At 34.3% G+C, this 18,179-nt stretch carries 14 protein-coding genes and 5 pseudogenes; 14 read left to right on the top strand and 5 right to left on the bottom strand.

Annotated features, from left to right (window positions below):
- Positions 1 to 6: 6 nt before the first annotated feature.
- The 11 genes and pseudogenes from WHA_RS01965 to WHA_RS02025 all read left to right on the top strand — a co-directional run bounded on the left by WHA_RS01965 (position 7) and on the right by WHA_RS02025 (position 8,780).
- Complete coding sequence (locus WHA_RS01965) at positions 7 to 558, top strand: hypothetical protein (protein ID WP_015589012.1); 552 nt, start codon at positions 7 to 9, stop codon at positions 556 to 558.
- On the top strand, positions 551 to 1,738 hold the full coding sequence (locus WHA_RS01970) for a phage tail sheath subtilisin-like domain-containing protein (RefSeq protein ID WP_015589013.1): 1,188 nt from the start codon (positions 551 to 553) through the stop codon (positions 1,736 to 1,738). The genes WHA_RS01965 and WHA_RS01970 overlap by 8 nt, the downstream gene beginning before the upstream one ends.
- Positions 1,739 to 1,749: 11 nt before the next feature.
- A complete protein-coding gene (locus WHA_RS01975; protein ID WP_015589014.1) occupies positions 1,750 to 2,256 on the top strand; it encodes a phage major tail tube protein in 507 nt (168 codons plus the stop codon).
- Between the two features lie 601 nt (positions 2,257 to 2,857).
- A complete protein-coding gene (locus WHA_RS01990) occupies positions 2,858 to 3,115 on the top strand; it encodes a phage tail assembly protein (RefSeq protein WP_015589016.1) in 258 nt (85 codons plus the stop codon).
- 109 nt (positions 3,116 to 3,224) lie between these two features.
- A complete protein-coding gene (locus WHA_RS01995) occupies positions 3,225 to 5,489 on the top strand; it encodes a phage tail tape measure protein (RefSeq protein WP_015589017.1) in 2,265 nt (754 codons plus the stop codon).
- Positions 5,489 to 5,836, top strand: a complete 348-nt coding sequence (locus WHA_RS02000; RefSeq protein ID WP_015589018.1) for a phage tail protein — start codon at positions 5,489 to 5,491, stop codon at positions 5,834 to 5,836. Before WHA_RS01995 ends, WHA_RS02000 begins: the two co-directional genes overlap by 1 nt.
- Positions 5,833 to 6,042, top strand: a complete 210-nt coding sequence (locus tag WHA_RS02005; protein ID WP_015589019.1) for a tail protein X — start codon at positions 5,833 to 5,835, stop codon at positions 6,040 to 6,042. The genes WHA_RS02000 and WHA_RS02005 overlap by 4 nt, the downstream gene beginning before the upstream one ends.
- Positions 6,043 to 6,987: a contractile injection system protein, VgrG/Pvc8 family gene (locus WHA_RS02010; RefSeq protein ID WP_015589020.1), complete on the top strand. Its 945-nt coding sequence runs from the start codon at positions 6,043 to 6,045 to the stop codon at positions 6,985 to 6,987.
- A gap of 52 nt (positions 6,988 to 7,039) precedes the next feature.
- Positions 7,040 to 7,573: an ankyrin repeat domain-containing protein gene (locus WHA_RS02015; protein WP_015589021.1), complete on the top strand. Its 534-nt coding sequence runs from the start codon at positions 7,040 to 7,042 to the stop codon at positions 7,571 to 7,573.
- Positions 7,574 to 7,640: 67 nt separating this feature from the next.
- Positions 7,641 to 7,862 (top strand): hypothetical protein, encoded by a 222-nt coding sequence (locus WHA_RS02020; RefSeq protein WP_015589022.1) that lies wholly within the window; start codon positions 7,641 to 7,643, stop codon positions 7,860 to 7,862.
- An 8-nt stretch (positions 7,863 to 7,870) separates the two neighbouring features.
- Positions 7,871 to 8,780: pseudogene (locus WHA_RS02025) on the top strand (patatin-like phospholipase family protein).
- A gap of 95 nt (positions 8,781 to 8,875) precedes the next feature.
- On the opposite strand, the gene wmk (WHA_RS02030) reads toward WHA_RS02025, so the two are convergent.
- From wmk (WHA_RS02030) to mutL, 3 genes are all read right to left on the bottom strand, one after another.
- Positions 8,876 to 9,811, bottom strand: a complete 936-nt coding sequence (gene wmk, locus WHA_RS02030; protein WP_015589023.1) for a WO male-killing family protein Wmk — start codon at positions 9,809 to 9,811, stop codon at positions 8,876 to 8,878.
- A gap of 89 nt (positions 9,812 to 9,900) precedes the next feature.
- Positions 9,901 to 10,836 carry a WO male-killing family protein Wmk gene (gene wmk / locus WHA_RS02035; protein WP_015589024.1) on the bottom strand — a complete coding sequence of 312 codons (936 nt, stop codon included), beginning with the start codon at positions 10,834 to 10,836 and terminating at the stop codon, positions 9,901 to 9,903.
- A gap of 67 nt (positions 10,837 to 10,903) precedes the next feature.
- Positions 10,904 to 12,721, bottom strand: coding sequence for a DNA mismatch repair endonuclease MutL (gene mutL / locus WHA_RS02040; protein WP_015589025.1), 1,818 nt, complete (start codon positions 12,719 to 12,721; stop codon positions 10,904 to 10,906).
- 394 nt (positions 12,722 to 13,115) lie between these two features.
- Here mutL and WHA_RS06965 point away from each other — a divergent pair.
- Both WHA_RS06965 and WHA_RS06300 read left to right on the top strand, forming a co-directional pair.
- Positions 13,116 to 13,932: pseudogene (locus WHA_RS06965) on the top strand (IS630 family transposase).
- A 341-nt stretch (positions 13,933 to 14,273) separates the two neighbouring features.
- Positions 14,274 to 15,191, top strand: a pseudogene (locus WHA_RS06300) (IS4 family transposase); the annotation flags it as partial.
- A gap of 10 nt (positions 15,192 to 15,201) precedes the next feature.
- Here the strand turns inward: WHA_RS06300 and WHA_RS06305 are convergent.
- Positions 15,202 to 16,056, bottom strand: a pseudogene (locus WHA_RS06305) (IS630 family transposase).
- A gap of 55 nt (positions 16,057 to 16,111) precedes the next feature.
- Here WHA_RS06305 and WHA_RS02060 point away from each other — a divergent pair.
- Positions 16,112 to 16,468 (top strand): annotated as a pseudogene (locus tag WHA_RS02060) (IS4-like element ISWpi18 family transposase); the annotation flags it as partial.
- Between the two features lie 206 nt (positions 16,469 to 16,674).
- Here WHA_RS02060 and WHA_RS02065 read toward each other — a convergent pair.
- A complete protein-coding gene (locus WHA_RS02065; protein WP_015589027.1) occupies positions 16,675 to 18,162 on the bottom strand; it encodes a hypothetical protein in 1,488 nt (495 codons plus the stop codon).
- Positions 18,163 to 18,179 lie beyond the last annotated feature (17 nt).

Below are 18,179 nucleotides of genomic sequence, written 5' to 3' on the forward strand. Positions count from 1 at the left end.
GAATTTGTGACTATTTATATACGTTTTGAAAACCACAAGCAGATTGAAACAACAACACTTGAAAACAAGCCAACTGGAAATGATTGGTATGAAGCACCAAAGAATTTTGACTGGCAAAAAAGTTATTGTTTAACAGAAGGAGAGAAAATTGTTGAAAGGAATAAGGAAGATATTGAGCTGGAGTTATTGGAAAATGCGAAACTTTCTGCACTTCGTTTTTATTTTAATAACTATACTAACGAATACGCTGGAAATTCTCACCAAAAAGCTAAATCGTATCAAATACAAGAAAAAGCCGCAAAAAGCATTCTAGCAGCACCAGAATCTATAGATGAAAAAGATGCAGAAATTATAGAGCCTTTAGCAAAAGTCCGTGGTATTACAGTTATTGAAATGGCAAGAATAATTGAAGAAAAAGCAAAAAAAGCAGTAAAAGAAATAATTAAATGTGAAGAGTTGGAAGACATTACCAAGAAGAAAATTGCAGAAGCCAAAAGTAAAAATGAGCTAGAGAACTTACTAAACGATTTTAAACAAAAGATACAAAGAAATGGCTGAAGAATTTTTACACGGAGTAAATGTTATTGAGGTAACCTCAGGAGCAAAGACAGTACGTACAGCTAAATCATCAGTGATAGGTGTAATTGGTACTGCACCTGAAGCTGATGAGCAAAAGTTTCCGCTAAATAAACCAGTGTTAATTGCAGGAAGCTTAAAAGAAGCAGCAAGACTTGGAAAGAGTGGCAGTTTACCTTCTGCAACAAACGGAATATTTTCCCAGATTGGTGCAACAGTAGTAGTTATTCGAGTTAAAGAAAGTGAAAACAGCGATTCAAAGCTCAAAGAAAGTGAAACTATCCAAAATATAATTGGCGGTGTTGATAAAGAGACTGGAGAGTATCAAGGGATAGAGGCATTCCTCAGTAGTGAAAGCATAGTTCATATTGCTCCAAGAATATTAATTGCACCTCAGTTTACTCATCAGTTACCTGAAATAGATGGAGTAAATCCAGTAGTGAGTGCTTTAATTTCCATAGCAGAAAAATTAAGAGCAATTATTGTTGCAGATGGACCAAATACTAATGATGAAGAAGCAATAAAATGGAGAAAAAGTGTAGGCAGCTCAAGAGTTTACGTAGTTGACCCTTGGGTTAAGGTATTTATTGAAGGAAAAGAAGGAACCTTGCCAGCAAGCCCATTTGTAGCTGGTTTAATAGCAAAAGTAGATAGCGAACAAGGATTTTGGCACTCACCTTCAAATAAAGAGATAAATGGTATTGTTGGAACAAGCAGGCCTATTGATTTTACGCTCGGTAATACAAATTGTAGAGCAAACCATTTAAATGAAAATGAAGTAACAACGATAATTCATCAAAATGGCTATAGGCTTTGGGGAAATAGAACATGTTCAAACGATTCGAAATGGGCTTTTCCATCAGTAAGGCGCACTGCAGATTTAATTAACGATAGTTTACTTCGAGCTCATCTCTGGGCAGTTGATCGCAATATCACAAAAACTTATATAGATGATGTGATTGAGGGGGTGAATTCTTACCTTGCAAGTTTAAAAGCGCAAGGAGCAATTATCAGTGGAAAATGTTATGCAACTCCCGAACTCAATACACCGGCAAATATTGCAAGCGGAAAAGTGTCTTTTGATTTTGAGTTTACACCGCCATATCCAGCTGAGCAAATAATATTCAGATCCCATCTTGTAAATAATAGTGTAATAAGTTAGGAGAAAGCGAAGTGTTACCCAAAATACTGAGAAATTTTAACGTATTTGTAGATGGTCGTGGTTATGCAGGAAAAATAGATGAAATTACGCTACCAAAGCTTACCATAAAAACAGAAGAGTACCGTGCTGGTGGTATGGATATTCCAATAAATATTGACATGGGCATGGAAAAGCTTGAAGCAGATTTCACTTTTGCTGAATACGATACAGAGCTCTTTCGGCTATTTGGGTTGATAAATGGAAATTCGGTATCTTTGACGCTCAGAGGTGGAATGCAAGGTAGTGGAAGTAATGATATTGGAGCAGTAATAATCAATTTAAGAGGCATTTTTAAAGAATTTGATTTTGGTAACTGGAAACCTGCTGAGAAAGCAATGCTGAAATGTACTGTAGCTGCCCATTACTATAAACTTACTATAGGCGGTAATGAGCTGATAGAAATCGATGCTGAAAATATGATTAGAAAGATAAATGGCGTTGATCAAATGGCCTTGCTACAAACGATTCTAGGGATCTAATATGGTTGACAAAATTACATAAAAATGTTAAAATATAAGAAGTTGTAGGTATATAGTTAATATGGATTCTAAAGCTCATACAAATTCCATAGAGCAGCTAACTGGTTTACTTGTTAGTGTAGCACAATCTCAAGAAAGTCCGTTTTAAAGTTATTAACTGAATTAATGGAAGAAGAAATTGAAGATATGGAATTATCTAAGATTGCTGACGAACGCTATAAAGAAAAGAGGGTTAAACATCAAGATGCCTTCTGGGATTAAGCCTTACAATATAGACTATTCAGAATCTGTTATAAAGAAAGACATTCCGGCTCTTCCAGCAAAAGTAAAGTTAATGATTAAGAAGGCAATAATGGAGCGTCTAACAGTTGATCCAATTGGACTTGGAAAGCCATTAAAGCATAACTTAAGTGGACAACGTAGTCTACGGGTGAGGTATACTTTATTATATAGATGTACCAGAACATACAGTAGTTATTACTTCAATTGAACACAGAAAAGATTCTTATCAAAGCTAATCCTATTTATAGCACCATACAAAGAAATTAGTTATGTAAAAGCCGATATAGACTTTTATTTAATTAACTTTTTAAGGAGGAACATGCAAGCTATAACACTTAATAACCCAATAACAGTTGATGAAATTTCTGTCTCAGAACTTACTGTTAGACGTCCAAAAGTTAGAGACTATCTTGCAATTGAACGCTTAAATGGTAGTGACCTTAGTAAAGAAGTAACTTTGACTGCCAATTTGACATCAGTTGCAAAAGAAGCAATTGAAGAGTTAGATATTGCTGATTATGTGAAAATTCAAGAGGTATTAAAGGATTTTTTTTCACCGATTATCCAAAAAACTTGAGATTAGAAGTATTAATGTTCAGCTCTGTTGTAGGAGGCGGGGTTGAACAAATACTTGATATGGAGATTAATGAATTTATCTTATGGCATAAAGCAGCGAGGAAGGTACAATGTCAACATTATCTATAAAAATCGGAGCAGTTTTAGATGGCAGTTTCAGTACTGTAATAAAAGGAAGTAGCAGTCAACTTACTCATCTTGGTGAGAATATAAGAAAGCTTGACTCATCTTTAAAATCAGTATCAAAGTTTAAGCAGTTAGGTCATGATGTTTTGACTAGCAAGAGGTCATGGAAAGGCTTTGAAGATCAAGTAAAATCTTTAGCTAAACAAATGAAGGCAATAGAGAAACCGAGCAAAACTTTAAAAGCAGAATTTGACAAGGCCAAAACCTCTGCAATAAAAGCAAAAGAAGCATATTTGAAAAAGAGAGATGCTTTGCATTCATTTAATGAAGAAGTAAGAAAAAGTGGAAGAAATATTAAGTACTTAGTAAGTGACCAACATAAACTTGGCTCTTCTATTGAAGTATTAAAAGGTAAGTATGGTAAGCTTGGATCTGCAATACGTAGTCACCAAAGTTTTTTAGCAAGCAAAGCACATTTTAAGTCACAAATTATAGAGACTATTGGGCTAGGGCTAACGCTTGCAGCTCCAGTTAAAGTTGCAATTGACTTTGAAAGTGCTATGGCTGATGTTACAAAAGTGGTAGATTTTAAAAAAGGGACGGATGAAGAAACTAAATTTGCAAAGAAGTTAAAAGAGATGTCACGTACTATACCATTATCAGCCGCAGAACTGGCACAAATAGCTGCAAGTGGTGGTCAACTTGGTATCAAGAAAGAAGATCTTTTTATGTTTACAGAAACAGTGGCAAAAATGTCTACAGCATTTGATATGTCTGCAGAGCAAGCAGGTGATTCTATAGCTAAACTCTCTAACGTTTATGGAATTGATGTTAGTAAAATGGAATACGTTGGTAATGTAATCAATCACTTATCAGATAACACTGCTGCCAAAGCAAAAGATATGGTTGAAGCTCTAGCAATAGTTGGTGGTACTGCAAAACAATTTGGTCTTGACATCAAGGAAACAAGTAGTTTAGTAAATGCCTTCGTTAGTTTAGGTAAACAACCAGCAAAAGCTGCAACTGCTATAAATGCTCTACTTAGTAAACTTCAGACTGCTGAAGAACAAGGAGGGGATTTTAAAGCAGCATTAGAGCAAATGGGAATAACTGCAGAAGAAATAGTACAAAGAATAAGCGAAAACGGCGAAGAAGCATTACTCTATTTTTTTCAAACTCTAAAGAAAATGGATAACCAGGAACGTTCTACAATCCTTATGAAACTTTTCGGTCAGGAATATCAAGATGATATTGCATTATTAGCTGGAAGTTTTAATAAGTATGAGGATGCAATAAAGTTATTGGCTAATACAGAAAAGTACAAGAGCTCTCTACAAGAAGAATTCAAAAATCGTGCAGACACTACAGCTAATAAATTACGACTTCTTCGAAATGCAATAGCTGAAGTTGGTATGAACCTGGGCTCAGTGATGTTGCCTACTTTAAAATCTATAGCTGAATTTTTACAAGAAAAAACTAGATATATAGCAGAGTTTGCAGAAAAATATCCAACTTTAACCACGGCGATCATGGGTACTGTAGCAGCCTTGATAAGTTTAAAAATTGTAGTAGTAGGACTAGGATACGGATTTACATTGCTAGGAAGTACGATTTTTAGTCTGAAAGCAAACCTACTTGGAGTATTTTCATTTTTATCAGCTACAGTTTTTCCTGCAGTAGTAACAGGACTAAGAGCAATAACACTCGCTAACCCTATAGGACTTTTAGTTGCTGGACTTGTTACTGGTGCAGCTCTTGTTATAGCTAACTGGCAAAAGGTGAAAGACTTTTTCTCTAGCTTGTGGAAATCACTCATTGAACCTATAGGAAAAGCTTTTTCATGGATAGGGGAAAGTGTATTTGGAAAAGTATTGGAAAATAGCCCACTGAAAGAATTTGAAAAAAGAAAAACTGAAATAAAAGCAGTCCATACTCCCATAAAGAGTAATATTCTCAACAGTGGAAATCCTGTGCTAGGTAACAGTATAATTAAAGAATTTTCAAAGAGAAATAAAAATAGCTTCAGAGTCAAAAGCCTTATTGAGGAGACAGAGAGCGATAAGATATTTGCAAGGAGTAAGTTTGAAAATAAAGAACAAAATAAAACTCAGAACATCACTAATAATTACACTATCAGCATTAAAGCAGAACCTAACCAAGATGTTCGTAGTCTTGCAGATGAAGTAATAAAAAGGATAAGAGAAAAGTCACGTGATGTTTTATTTGATACGGTAGAGACATTTTATTGATGCTATCTCTTGGTCCGTATAAGTTTGCTCCCACAAGTTTAAAGTATAGCAGAGAAAATCGTTGGAGCACGATTGAGTGTATTGAAAATATGCCACTATTACAAAATATCGGTCAAGGTGTAGAAAATATAGATTTAGAAGGAATGATTTATCTGCATAATCTCAACGGGCTAAATCAATTAAAGAGTGTGAAAGAAGCTGAAAAACCACATATTTTAGTAGATAGTTTAGGTAATATTTTAGGACAATTCGTAATTACTAGGTTAGAAGAAAAGCAGATGTATTTTTTACCTAATGGACTACCAAGAAAAGTTGAATTTAGTTTGAGTTTAAAAAGCTATAGATGACTGTATACTATGTGAGTAAAGAAAATGAGATGTTAGATCTGATTTGCTGGAAACATTACGGATTTACTGATGGAGTAGTGGAATTAGTACTAGCAGAGAACTTAGGTTTGGCAGAATACGGAAGCTTTTTGCCTGCAGGATTAAGGATAAAGCTTCCTACTATTAAGAAAATAGTACAAAAGTCAAAATTAAAGGTCTGGGAATAAATGCAGCCAGATTTTATAATAGATAAATGTGAATCAATTAAAGATAGAGTTATATCATTGCACCTTACAGATGAATCAGGAATAATAGATGATGTAGTTGAAGTGTGTGTTGATTACAGGGATGAAGACATAGATATTCCGAATGAATTGAACATAGCACTAGGTTATAAGGAATTTGAAATCTTTCCAATGGGTATATATACAGTCAACGAAGTGACTATACAGGGTCCACCTAAGACTCTACTAATCAAAGCTCATGCAACAAATTTAAGAATATCTTTGAAGGCAAAAGTATCAAAAGAATGGCGCCAAATTACCATAGAAAACTTAGTAAAAGAAATAGCCCAAAAACATGGATATGGATACAAAGTCGCTAAGGAATTTAAGAATGTATTGATACCCCACATTAATCAGGCAGATGAAAGTGACATAAGTCTGTTAACAAAGATCGCAACAGAGCGTGAAGCAATGGCAAAATTAGCTGGTGGGTATATATTGTTTATTTCAAAGAATATGGCAAAATCAGCCACAGGAAAAGCTTTAGGAACAACGACTATTAGACCTCAAGATACAATTAACTGGAAAGTACATTTTACCGTACGTGATAAGTATAATTCAGTAGTGGCAAAGTGGCATAGCTATGAAAAGGGCGAAACTATTAAAGAAACAGTTGGTAGTAGCGAGCCAAGTTATATTATGCTGGAACTTTACTCTAATGCAGAGTCAGCGCTGAGTGCAGCAAATGCCAAGTTGAAACAATTGAAGCGTAACAATGAAGCTTTAGATATAACTATGCCTGGTAATCCTCAAATTTTTGCAGAAGCTAAACTTAATCTTATAGACTTTAACCAAGCGGTAGATGGTGAATGGATAGTTAATAGAGCGGAGCATACTTTAAATAGCTCAGGTTACCTTACTATGTTGTCAGCATCTTTGAGTAAGTAATGTTAATAAAAAATGAGTAAATGATCTATTTAATATTAAAAAGATGTTGAATATGGATAAATTGGGTCAAGATACAAAAAACAAGCTGCATTTTTGGTGGCTTATAACATTAATAGTATGTATTATTGCTACCTATTCCTACATGAAGGCAAAGGCTGCAGATAATTATAAAACGATATTACGCATTGCTTCTCAAAATTGTAACTTAGAGACTGTAAAATTCTTAGTAGAAAATCTATTAGATATTAATGTGCAGATCCCTAAATTAACAGCACTACATTATGCTGCAGAAGAGGGATGTGCAGAGGTTGTAAAATTCCTAGTAGAAAAAGGAGTTGATATAAATGCTACGAAATATGAAAGATGGACACCTTTACATGCAGCTACATATGAAGGCAAATTGGAGATAATTAGATTTTTATTAGACAAAGGTTCAGACCCTACCATTAGAGATACAGATGGAAAAACACCAAGGAAAATTGCTGTATTAAGATCACGGCATAATAAGGACAAACCTTATGATGAAATCATTAAGCTACTTGCAGAAGCAGAGGACCGATACGAATCAACAAAAAGTAATCACTAAAGCTGTAAGTTTTCTATAATCTGCATATAAATTTCCAAAACTATCCATAACAAGTTAATATTTTCACATGAAAAAGCAAAAAATCCCAATAGCGGTAATAATAACAATAGTTCTACAGACTGTAGGATTCATATGGTGGTTGGCAAAACTTGACTTACGTGTACACATCCATGATAAATTTATAGAAAAAAACCAAGGACTAATCGAAATAGTCTATCGACTTGAAGAGAGAGTGAAAAACCTCACTGAAGAAGTCAACGAACTTGAAGCTATTCACAAACACAAATAAATTTTACAGTGACAAAGTACATTTTATCTGTAGATGGAGGTGGCATTAGAGGGATAATACCTGCCATTATTCTAGCAGAAATTGAATCTAGGACAAAAAAGCCAATTTCCCAGATTTTTGATTTAATGGCAGGAACCTCAACCGGTGGGATTATTGTTGCTGGACTTTGTAAAAGCAATAAACTTCAATACTCTGCCAATGATTTGGTTGAACTTTACCAAGAGTATGGAGCATATATCTTTCAATCATCATTTTGGAGAAAATCAATTGCTTCTTGGCTGAGTGGTTCTCAGTACTCATATAGAAATATGGAATTTATTCTCAACAAATACTTTGGTGAAAGTACTATGGCCGATGTTGCGAGTAATCTACTACTCACCAGTTATGACATTCACAATAGTTGTGAATTTTTCTTCAAAAGTTGGAAAGAAAAAAACATTAAGTTGAAAGATGCACTCAGAGCTACAACAGCTGCTCCAACGTACTTCACACCAAAACGTCTGAAAATTAGCCAAACAGAGAGAGTATTGATAGATGGTGGAGTGTTTGCAAATAATCCAGCGGCTTGTGCATATGCAAGTGGTAAGAGGTTATTTCCAAATGATGAGATTATACTGCTATCAATAGGCACTGGTGGAACAGATAGAAGTATAAAGTATGCTAACTCAAGGAAATTTGGCAAAATAGGGTGGATCAAGCCACTACTGAATGTGATGTTTGCCTCTGGATTGCGTTGATTATCAACTAGAACAAGTAATAGACGATAAATATATAAGAATACAATCGCAATTGAAAGTAGCATCGACTGAGATGGACAATATTACACTCAAAAATATCAAATCTCTTCAGCAAGAGGCAAATGCAATGATAGAGGACAACCAGAAATTAATAGATAAACTTTGCGATTTCATATCTTAATTTATACCAAGCAAAATTCAACTGAGCCAAAAAAGTTGGTTAGCAAATTCTGCTGGTTAAATCATTAACTAACTTTACTTATATCTTAAACATATTCAATTTTCACACTCACCCAACTCATCAGCAGTTAGGCCACTTGCTCGCACAATAATATCAATAGCAACACCTTCCTTAACTAGATCTTTTGCAATCTTGATTTTCTCTGCTTTTTTAACCTTTTCTTTACCAGTTTGCATTCCTTCAGATAAAGATCTGGCTACCGTATCCAGTAATTCTTGATCCTCAATTTTTTCGCATTTACCTATAAACCCAAAAACTGGCTCATTTTCATATTCTGTTAGTCCAAGAGCTTTAATGTTAACTGATAATGTCTTTGCTATCTTATATAATATTTCAATTGGAATATCTGTATATCCTCGTTCATAGTCGTGTATTTCTTTAGGTGTTGAACCGATTTTATTTGCCAAGTCCTCCTGAGTGTATTCCCGTATTAATCTCTCCTCTTTTATCCTTTTCCCCACTTTGTAGAGTATAGAATCAGTACAAATTTCTTTCTCTATATCATCATACTCATAAGTAGATAAGCGAGTCACTTGGGAAATAATATCAACTGAAACTCCTTCTTTCACTAGATTCTTTGCTACTTCTATTTTCGCTTCTTCTTGGCTAATTTTCTCGCTAATATATACAAACCTTACTAATGGATACAGCTTCTTGCGTAATTCCTGATCCTTAATTTCTCTATGTATTTTTGTTAGATAGACTATTTCTTTATCCTCATCTTCATACCAACTGTTTTCTCTTAGTACTGTTGGTTCTGGAAGTAGATCTATAACATTAACTGACAATGCTCCTGCTATTATATACGATTCTTTGATTGTAATAGCCTTGCACCCTAGTTCAAAGTTATGTATTTCCTTATGTGTTAAACCAATTTTTCTTGCTAATTTTGCCTGAGTATACCCTTGTACTATCCTACAACCTTCTATTTTTTTCCCTAGCTCGTAGCTCAATATGCTCTGAATTATCATAGATAAATCCTCTAAAAGCTGTTTTTCCTACAGAAGCAAACATATATTCTATCACAAAAAAATCCACTATTGGCTAAGTTTTTATGAAATCACAAAAATTTCTCAATCATATAATTTGATAAGCCTGTCGTTTGCAAGATAATATCAACAGAAATTCCTTCTTTCACTAAATTCCTTGCAACTTCAATCTTCTTTTCCTTTCTGACCTTTTCTCTATAAACATGTATACCTTCAAATAAAGACTTGATTAGCATATCGCGTAATTCCCGACTCTCAATCTTTTTGTATTCTTCTATCAAATTTGATAGCTTTTCTTCCACTTCTTCATCTGATTCGGGAAGTAGATCTATGATACTGATTGATAATACCTTTGCTATTTCATCTAACATTTCAAGTGAAACAGCAGCTCGTCCTTGTTCATATTCATATATTCTTTGATTTATTATGCCTACTTTACTTGCTAAATCTTCTTGAGTGTATCCTCGTATCAATCTCCATTCTTTTATTCTTTGACCTACTTTATACGGAATAGAAATTTTTTTCTCATCATTATCATATTCATCAATAGATAAACTGGTCGTTTGAGAGATAACATGAGCAGAAACTCCTTCCTTAACTAAACCCTTTGCCACCTCTACTTTTACTGCCTTTCCACTTTCTTCCTCACTAATACGGATGAATTTAGTTAATAAATAAAACGTTTCACGTAATTCTTGGTCCTTAATCTCTTTATGTCTTCTTACTAGATTTAATATCTCTTCTTCCTCATACCTTTCCTCATTTGATACTTCTTGTCCGCAAGCTAGATCTCTAGCAGTTGTTGATAATGCTTCTGCTAATTCATATAACTTCTTAATTGAAATTCTGCGTGTTCCTTTTTCATATTGCAGTATTACCTGATATGTTGTATCGATTTTTTTTGCTAAATCTTTTTGAGTATATCCCTTTGCTAACCTACGATTTCTTACTTCCTGTCCTATTACTTTGTAATCTAAAAAATTAGAGCATTTATTCTCTTTTTTCACATTTTATACTCATAATCAGAAGAGCCGTTACGTATACTTAATTGGGAACCTTTTTGACAAACTGAACTCATCTCCTTTCAAACAATTTTTCTATATCACTTAGTTTCATTTCTATATACGTTGGTCTTCCGTGATTGCATTGCCCAGCATAAGGTGTTTCCTCCATTTGTCTCATCAACTCATTCATCTCCTCCAACTTCATTTCCCTTCCAGCTCTAATTGACCCATGGCACGCAATGGTAGCTAGTATCTTGTTCACTTTTTCTTCTATAGGTAGCGTATCTCCTATCTCCATTAATCTATCAACTATATTCATCACCATCTCTTTCACATTTATTGTTCCTAAAATTGCAGGTATTTCTTTCACCCTTACTTTATCTTCTGATTCTATTTCAATACCAAAACCCATTTCGAAAAGCTTATCTTTATACATTTCAACCATCTCCATTCCTGCTTGGTTTTTAATCTCGACTATTTCAGGAAGAAGAAGCTTTTGCCTTTTTATGCTTGATTTTTGTTTTAAGCACTCATAGATCAACCTCTCATGAGCTGCGTGCTGGTCTACTATAATTAATTTGCCTTTAGCCTCAGCAATAATGTAAGTATTGTAGACCTGACAGCGTGCATATCCCAGAGGATAATCCTCTATTAAATCAATTTGCTTCCTTTCTAAAACCATCGTTCCCTTTTGGGGTGGAGATTCTCCATATTTAAACGTTTCTGGTAAGCTTTGCCTTCTTTCATCTGGTGCATTGAATTCTTTCATTAGACGATTTTCTAAAAGACTTGGTCTCTTTTCATAAAACTCTTTTTGATCTTTTTTCTCTTGACTATCAACCTGCTCTTGGCTTTTACTATCATTAAAAATTAGCTCCTCTTCAATACCTTGATCACCCGCTGTAAATCTCGTTGATAGTGTTTTTATTATCCCTCTTCTCACTATTTCATATATTAGCCTTTTATTCTGAAATCTTACTTCCGATTTATTTGGATGCACATTTACATCTACTTGGTCATATGGTACTTCTAAATGCAACACTGCAAAAGGATACCTATTGTTTGGAATAAAATCGTGATACGCATATCTAATTGCACCAACAAGTAGATTGTCTTTTATTGGCCTTCCATTAACAAACGTATAAATCTGAGTTGAGTTGCCACGATTGACATTAGGTTTACAGATGTGTCCCTTAAGTTTGATGCCTTCTTCTTCCTCTTTAACTTCCAGTGAATTGCTTTGAAATTCTTCTTCTATTTCACATAATCTGTTGAACAGCGAAGTTTGCTTAACATATTTTAAGAGCTTTTTATTACCAGAAGTGAGAGTAAACCCAATACTATAATTAATCATCGCTAAGTTATTCACAATATCAACAATACTTTGTGTTTCTGCCCTTTCGGTTTTTAGAAACTTTAGTCTATTTGGTGTAGCAAAAAATAAGTCACGAACTTCAATATATGTACCTTGCAACAAAGAACAAGGGGTAATCTCTCTTATTTTTTCTCCTCCCTCATATCTTATAGACCATGCTTCCTTTGCTCCACTTGCCTTGGATGATAATTTCATTCTGCTTACTGCTGCAATTGAAGGTAAAGCTTCTCCCCTAAACCCAAGGTGCTTGATTTCTATTAACTCACTATCGCTTAATTTTGAAGTGGCATGCCTCATAAACGCTAGTTCTAAGTCGTCCTTTTCTATTCCATTTCCATCATCTGTCACAGTTATAAGGTTACGTCCACCACTTTCTATTTTGATCTCTATCTCTGAACTTCCAGCATCTATTGCATTTTCTACTAATTCCTTTACTACACTCGCTGGCCTTTCTATTACCTCTCCCGCTGCTATACGATTTATAGTTTTTGTGTCTAAAAGAATTATTGCCATAGAAGCTTTGATTGAAAGTAAAATATACCCTTCATGACTTACTTTGTCTAAAATTTATATCTCTTTTTTGGTGTCTCTGATTTCTGTATTTTAGTTTTCTTCCTATAGCTTGCTTTCTAATTATACATATTATCCATTGTAAGCTTATACTATGTTGTAAAGCAGTTTCATCTAATTTTTGCTATGTTTTCAACCCGAATTCTGGATTAGATTTTGGCAAATTATTGAAAATCTTGTCTTTTTTAATTAAGTCTGATCAAATTTAAAAGTGGCAGTTTATTGCGTGTTTCATGCTGCTAAACTATTAAAATTCTTAAATTTTACTGAATTATAGCCCTTCTAATAATAGTGGCAACAGAATAAAATAGAGATTTAGGGTAATAAGAAGGTAAAAGTGCCAGCAGCGTACAGTTATGACTTAAGGAAAAAAGCCATTCAGGCGTTAGATGAAGGAGAGAGTAAAACAGCAGTAGCAAAGAGGTTCAAAATCGGTAGAGTAACATTGTAAAAATGGGAGAAAAGGCGGAAAGAAACAGGAATCGAAGAAACTGGGGAATAGAGGCTATAATCATAAAATCACCGATTGGAATGCATTTGCAGAATTTATAAAAAAATATGGCGGTAAAACACAATCAGAGGTGCTGAGGCAATATATAGTCATCAAACGATTCATAGAGCTTTAAAAAAAGTGGATTTACGCGCAAAAAAAGACTTATTGATATAAAGAAAGAAACGAAGAAAAACGTGCTGAATTTTTGAAAGTCATATCGGCAGAGTCCCCTAAAAATTTGATATGTTGATGAATCTGGTATAGAGAATACAGAATATACGGATATTGCAGAAAGGGAGAAAGGTTTCATACACTAAAATCAGGTAAGAAAACTCAGCATGATTGCAGCTTTAAGTAAGGGAAAAATCTTTGCACCTATGACCTTTGAAGGGTATTGTGATACAGAGGTTTTTAATGGCTGATTCGAGCAATTTTTGGTACCAATATTACAGTCTGGGCAAACAGTGATTTTGGATAATGCAACTTTTCATAAATCCAAGAAAACAAGTGAATTTGCCAAAGGTATTGGTGCAGAGATTCTGTATCTTCCTCCTTATTCTCCAGATTTTAATGAAACTGAGCATCATTGGTTTGCTATAAACCCGAGCCAGAAACTCTGTTCAAATCTTTTCGTCAAGCTGTCGATTCTGCTTTTTTATGAAATGTTCTCACTATTGGGTAAAAAGCTATAACTCCTCATTTAGCTGTGGATTAAAAATTGTGGAACTTCTCTGACTTGCTTCTCTATTTCTTCCTAATTTGGAATTTGAACTTTCCGTAATAAAAATGTAGAGAACGGTAGAGAAAATAACCCCCGATTAATCTTGCAATATTCTTTAAAATTCAATGGCAAGTAGTTGCCTATCGATAAGCATTCATCACTGCCATTAAGTTAAGGAAAAAGAGATGGAGTGTATTATAAAATCAAGTAAGATCCGTGAGTCAAAAGAAGTAATAATATGAGTAAAAAAAAGAATAATCACATTTATAAAGAATAAATTGATGAGTTTAAATTTTATAAACACTCACAAAACATCCTCGAAAGATTTCTCGCGAAAAAGAAAGTTGCCTTTTGTTAATGTATTTCTTCTGATCTTTAGAAAGAGTGTAAAATCATTACAAGTGATGCTTAATGAGTTTATTCTACATACAAGAAAGGATTATACAATTACGGCAAGTGCATTTACTCAAGCAAGGAAAAAGCTAAAGCATACTGCGTTTTCAGAGCTAAACGATGATATAGTTTCTCTATACTACCAAGATAAGGAATTTAAAACCTACCATGGTTTCAGAATGCTTGCATTTGATGCTTCTATACTCATCCTGCCAAAAAGTAGCGAGGTGATAAATGAATTTGGATCGAGACCAATAAGAAATTATACCAAAAAAGAGCTCGGAGATTACACAAGTACAACCTTTGAAGTATGTTACGATGTACTAAACAATGTTGCAATAAAATCAGTACTTGGCAGAAGTGACAGTTATGAAGTTGCCTTAGCTATAGATATGCTTGGTAGCGTAAAATCTAATGATTTGCTGATCTGTGATAGGGGATATGTTTCTTATCGGTTTTTTGCTGAGCTTGCACAAAGAGGCATTAATTACATAATTCGCTGTCCATATTCGTCATTTAATGAAATTAATGCTATGTTTAAACCAGAAAGTCCATCTGATGCGGTAGTAGTGTCAACTGCATCTGTCAAAATAGCGAGACAGTTAAGAAAGTTAGGATTACCTGATAAAATAAAGTTTCGATTAGTCAAAATAGTTCTTCATTCTGGTGAGATTGAAGTGTTAGCTACATCGTTATTAGATGAACAGCAGTTTAAAGCTGAAGAATTTAGGGAATTATACTATTTACGTTGGGGAGTAGAAACATTTTTTTCCAAACTCAAAGGGAGATTAGGCTTAGAAAATTTTATAGCCTTTCTCATAATAGTGGGAACAAATGAAGAAAAGCAGAGTCGACAGCCTGGCGAAAAGATTTAAAAAGAGGAATGTTTTTCCTGATTCTGTTTTTGATAGCAAACCAATGGTGCTCAATTTTATTGAAATCTGGAGAATATGGCGGCAGATACAGAATATCTACACCAATGCTTTTGGCAAATTCAACAGTCTTTTTAGACTTATGAAAAGTTGCATTATCCAAAATCACGGTTTGTCCAGGCCGTAAAATTGGTGCAAGAAATTGCTCAAACCAGCCATTAAAAACCTCTGTATCACAATAGCCTTCGAAGGTCATAGGTGCAACGATCTTTTCCTTATTTAAAGCTGCAATCATGCTGAGTTTTCTTACCTGATTTTAGTGCATGAAATCTCTCTCCTTTTCTGCAATATCCATATGGGTAATCTTCTGTATTGTCTATACCAGATTCATCAATATATACCAAATTTTTAGGGGACTTTGCCGATATGATTTTCAAAAATTGAGCTCGTTTTTCTTCGTTTCTTTCTTTATATCCATAAGTCTTTTTTTGCGTGTAAATCCAATTTTTTTTAGAGCTCTATGAATCGTTTGATGACTATATATTGCCTCAGCACCTCTGATTGTGTTTTAGCGCCATATTTTTTTATAAATTCTGCAAATGCATTCCAATCGGTGATTTTATGATTATAGCCTCTATTCCCCAGTTTCTTCGATTCCTGTTTCTTTCCGCCTTTTTTCCCATTTGTACAATGTTATTCTACCGATTTTGAACCTCTTTGCTACTGCTGTTTTACTCTCTCCTTCATCTAATGCCTGAATGGCTTTTTTCCTTAAGTCATAACTGTACGCTGCTGGCACTTTTACCTTCTTATTTCCCTAAGTCTTTATTTTATCCTGTTCCCACTATTATGGGAAGAGCTATACAGGTAAAAGTGTTGAAGCTATTAAGCAGGATTTTTGGTCAACTATTTTTATTAGCAACTTAGAAAGTATTATAACAGAAGATGTAGAAGAGACATTGAACGCAGGCCTAGCCAATGGCAAGTCTGAGAAAAGCATCAATAAATCTGTCTCATTTAATGCAATAAAAAACTTGGCTTTCGATATTTTTTCTACAGAGTCGGACACAGACTGCATTATGGATCAATTATCAAAGTTATTTTTGATGAACACTTTAGTGATAAGAAAGGGAAGAAAAGTTGACCGTAATAAAGTAACAAATACTCGTTCACTGAACTACCAAAAAAGAGCTAGGAAGCATGTATTTTGACCAAAAGATAGTACTCATATCTTCTGATAATAACTGGATAGCTTATTGCCATAGCTCCTGTAAAATGACTCCTAAATCAACTATTTCTTAAGTGATTTACACTTCAGAGTTTATCTGCTTTAAAGTCTACTCTATTTTGTTTTGGTATTTGCCATAAATCCTTAGTTGTTTCTAACTTTTTAGTTCAGTTTTTGACCATTTCTTCCTTAACTTAATGGCAGTGAAGCATTCATGCCCTCACCTGAATAACCTTTTTTTCCTTTTTCAAATACTGACTCAATTGTAATATTAGTTAAAGCTGTCTTTACATTTATTAGCTCTAATTTCTCTCTATCACTAAGCTTTCCTCCATTAATTCGGGTATCTAGTACGGCTATAAAATCCTCCTTTACGCTTTTTATTATACTTGCAGCTCCTGCGGTAAGGCTTTCTCTAAAATTTATCTTACCTAATTCTTTTAGATTCCTTGATTGAAACTTATCTATATCTCCACCTATTCCATGCCACACGTTTGCATACTTTGGAACATTTTGTGTATGACCTAGAAAATTTACGAGTTCATTATAAAGCTGTTCAGGTTGTTTTACCATCTCGTGATTAATCTCACCAAGTCTGACTACATGCGCTGCATGAATTTCTCTTCCTTTGTTGCTACTCTGATCTTGAAACTTACTTGATCCACTTTTGACTACTTGATTCCTTAGTATATTTGTTTGTTCAGAAGCTCTTTGTATTATTCCACCAATACGAAAAAAGCGTGTAAAACGGTCTTTTAGGTGATCAGATACGTTACGTTCCCTATATTGATATTCTTTGTAATCAAGAAACTCTTCATTATCAAAGGATGACGATTCAAAATCATGTATTACCTTCGAACGCTTTCTTGCAGATGCACCACCAAACGCACCAAGAGATATAGGAAGCCGGTGCCAGCCTTGCTGAATGTGATACCGTATTCCTTTATCATGTTTAATACAATCAGCTACCTTATCTCTGAATCCTTCTGGTGATATTATATTTCTTAATCCAGGTATAGCTTCTGATAAAGCTTCATATAAGCAATTATTTTTTGATTCACTACTGTTTTCCGATGTGCTGCTTCCGCAAAATTCAAAATGATTATCTTTGAGCTCAAGAAGAATAATTATCCTTCCTGTTCCTTCTGATATAGATGAAAATTCTTGTCTTATACCACCATTTCCTTGAACAATAACGATTAGCCCTGGAATTACAACTCCTTGCTCTTTTAGTATCTTATATACTACTTGAGTACACGCGTTAACACATGTCATATCCATTGGAATGTTTTCTCGGACTATATCTGCAAGTAAGTCAGGATTTCTAGTTTTAATCATCAGCTTTCGCAAATCTTCATGATATTTTTCTGTAATGTGGTCTTCTGCTTTAGAAGTATTGTCACATTGTTGTTCACTCTGTAGCTTTTCCTTGTACTCCTGTTTCAATTCTTCAAAGTGCTCAAGATACTCACTTTCTTTATAGGATTGATATGCTTCTCCTATCTTTCTTCCAACATATCTAACCAGATGATTAGCGCCTTCCTTAAGAATGGGTCCCACAATATACTGTGCTATAATTTGCCCAGCCTTTTCGCGAAGCAATGATTTCCACTGATCAGTCGTTTCTTTTTTAAATACTTTATAGCCTATCTCTGCTTCTTGCCTTTGAGTTGGCAAGTCTCGTTTAGTATTTT

Origin of the sequence: Wolbachia endosymbiont of Drosophila simulans wHa, from assembly GCF_000376605.1 — a bacterium.
GTDB lineage: Bacteria > Pseudomonadota > Alphaproteobacteria > Rickettsiales > Anaplasmataceae > Wolbachia > Wolbachia pipientis.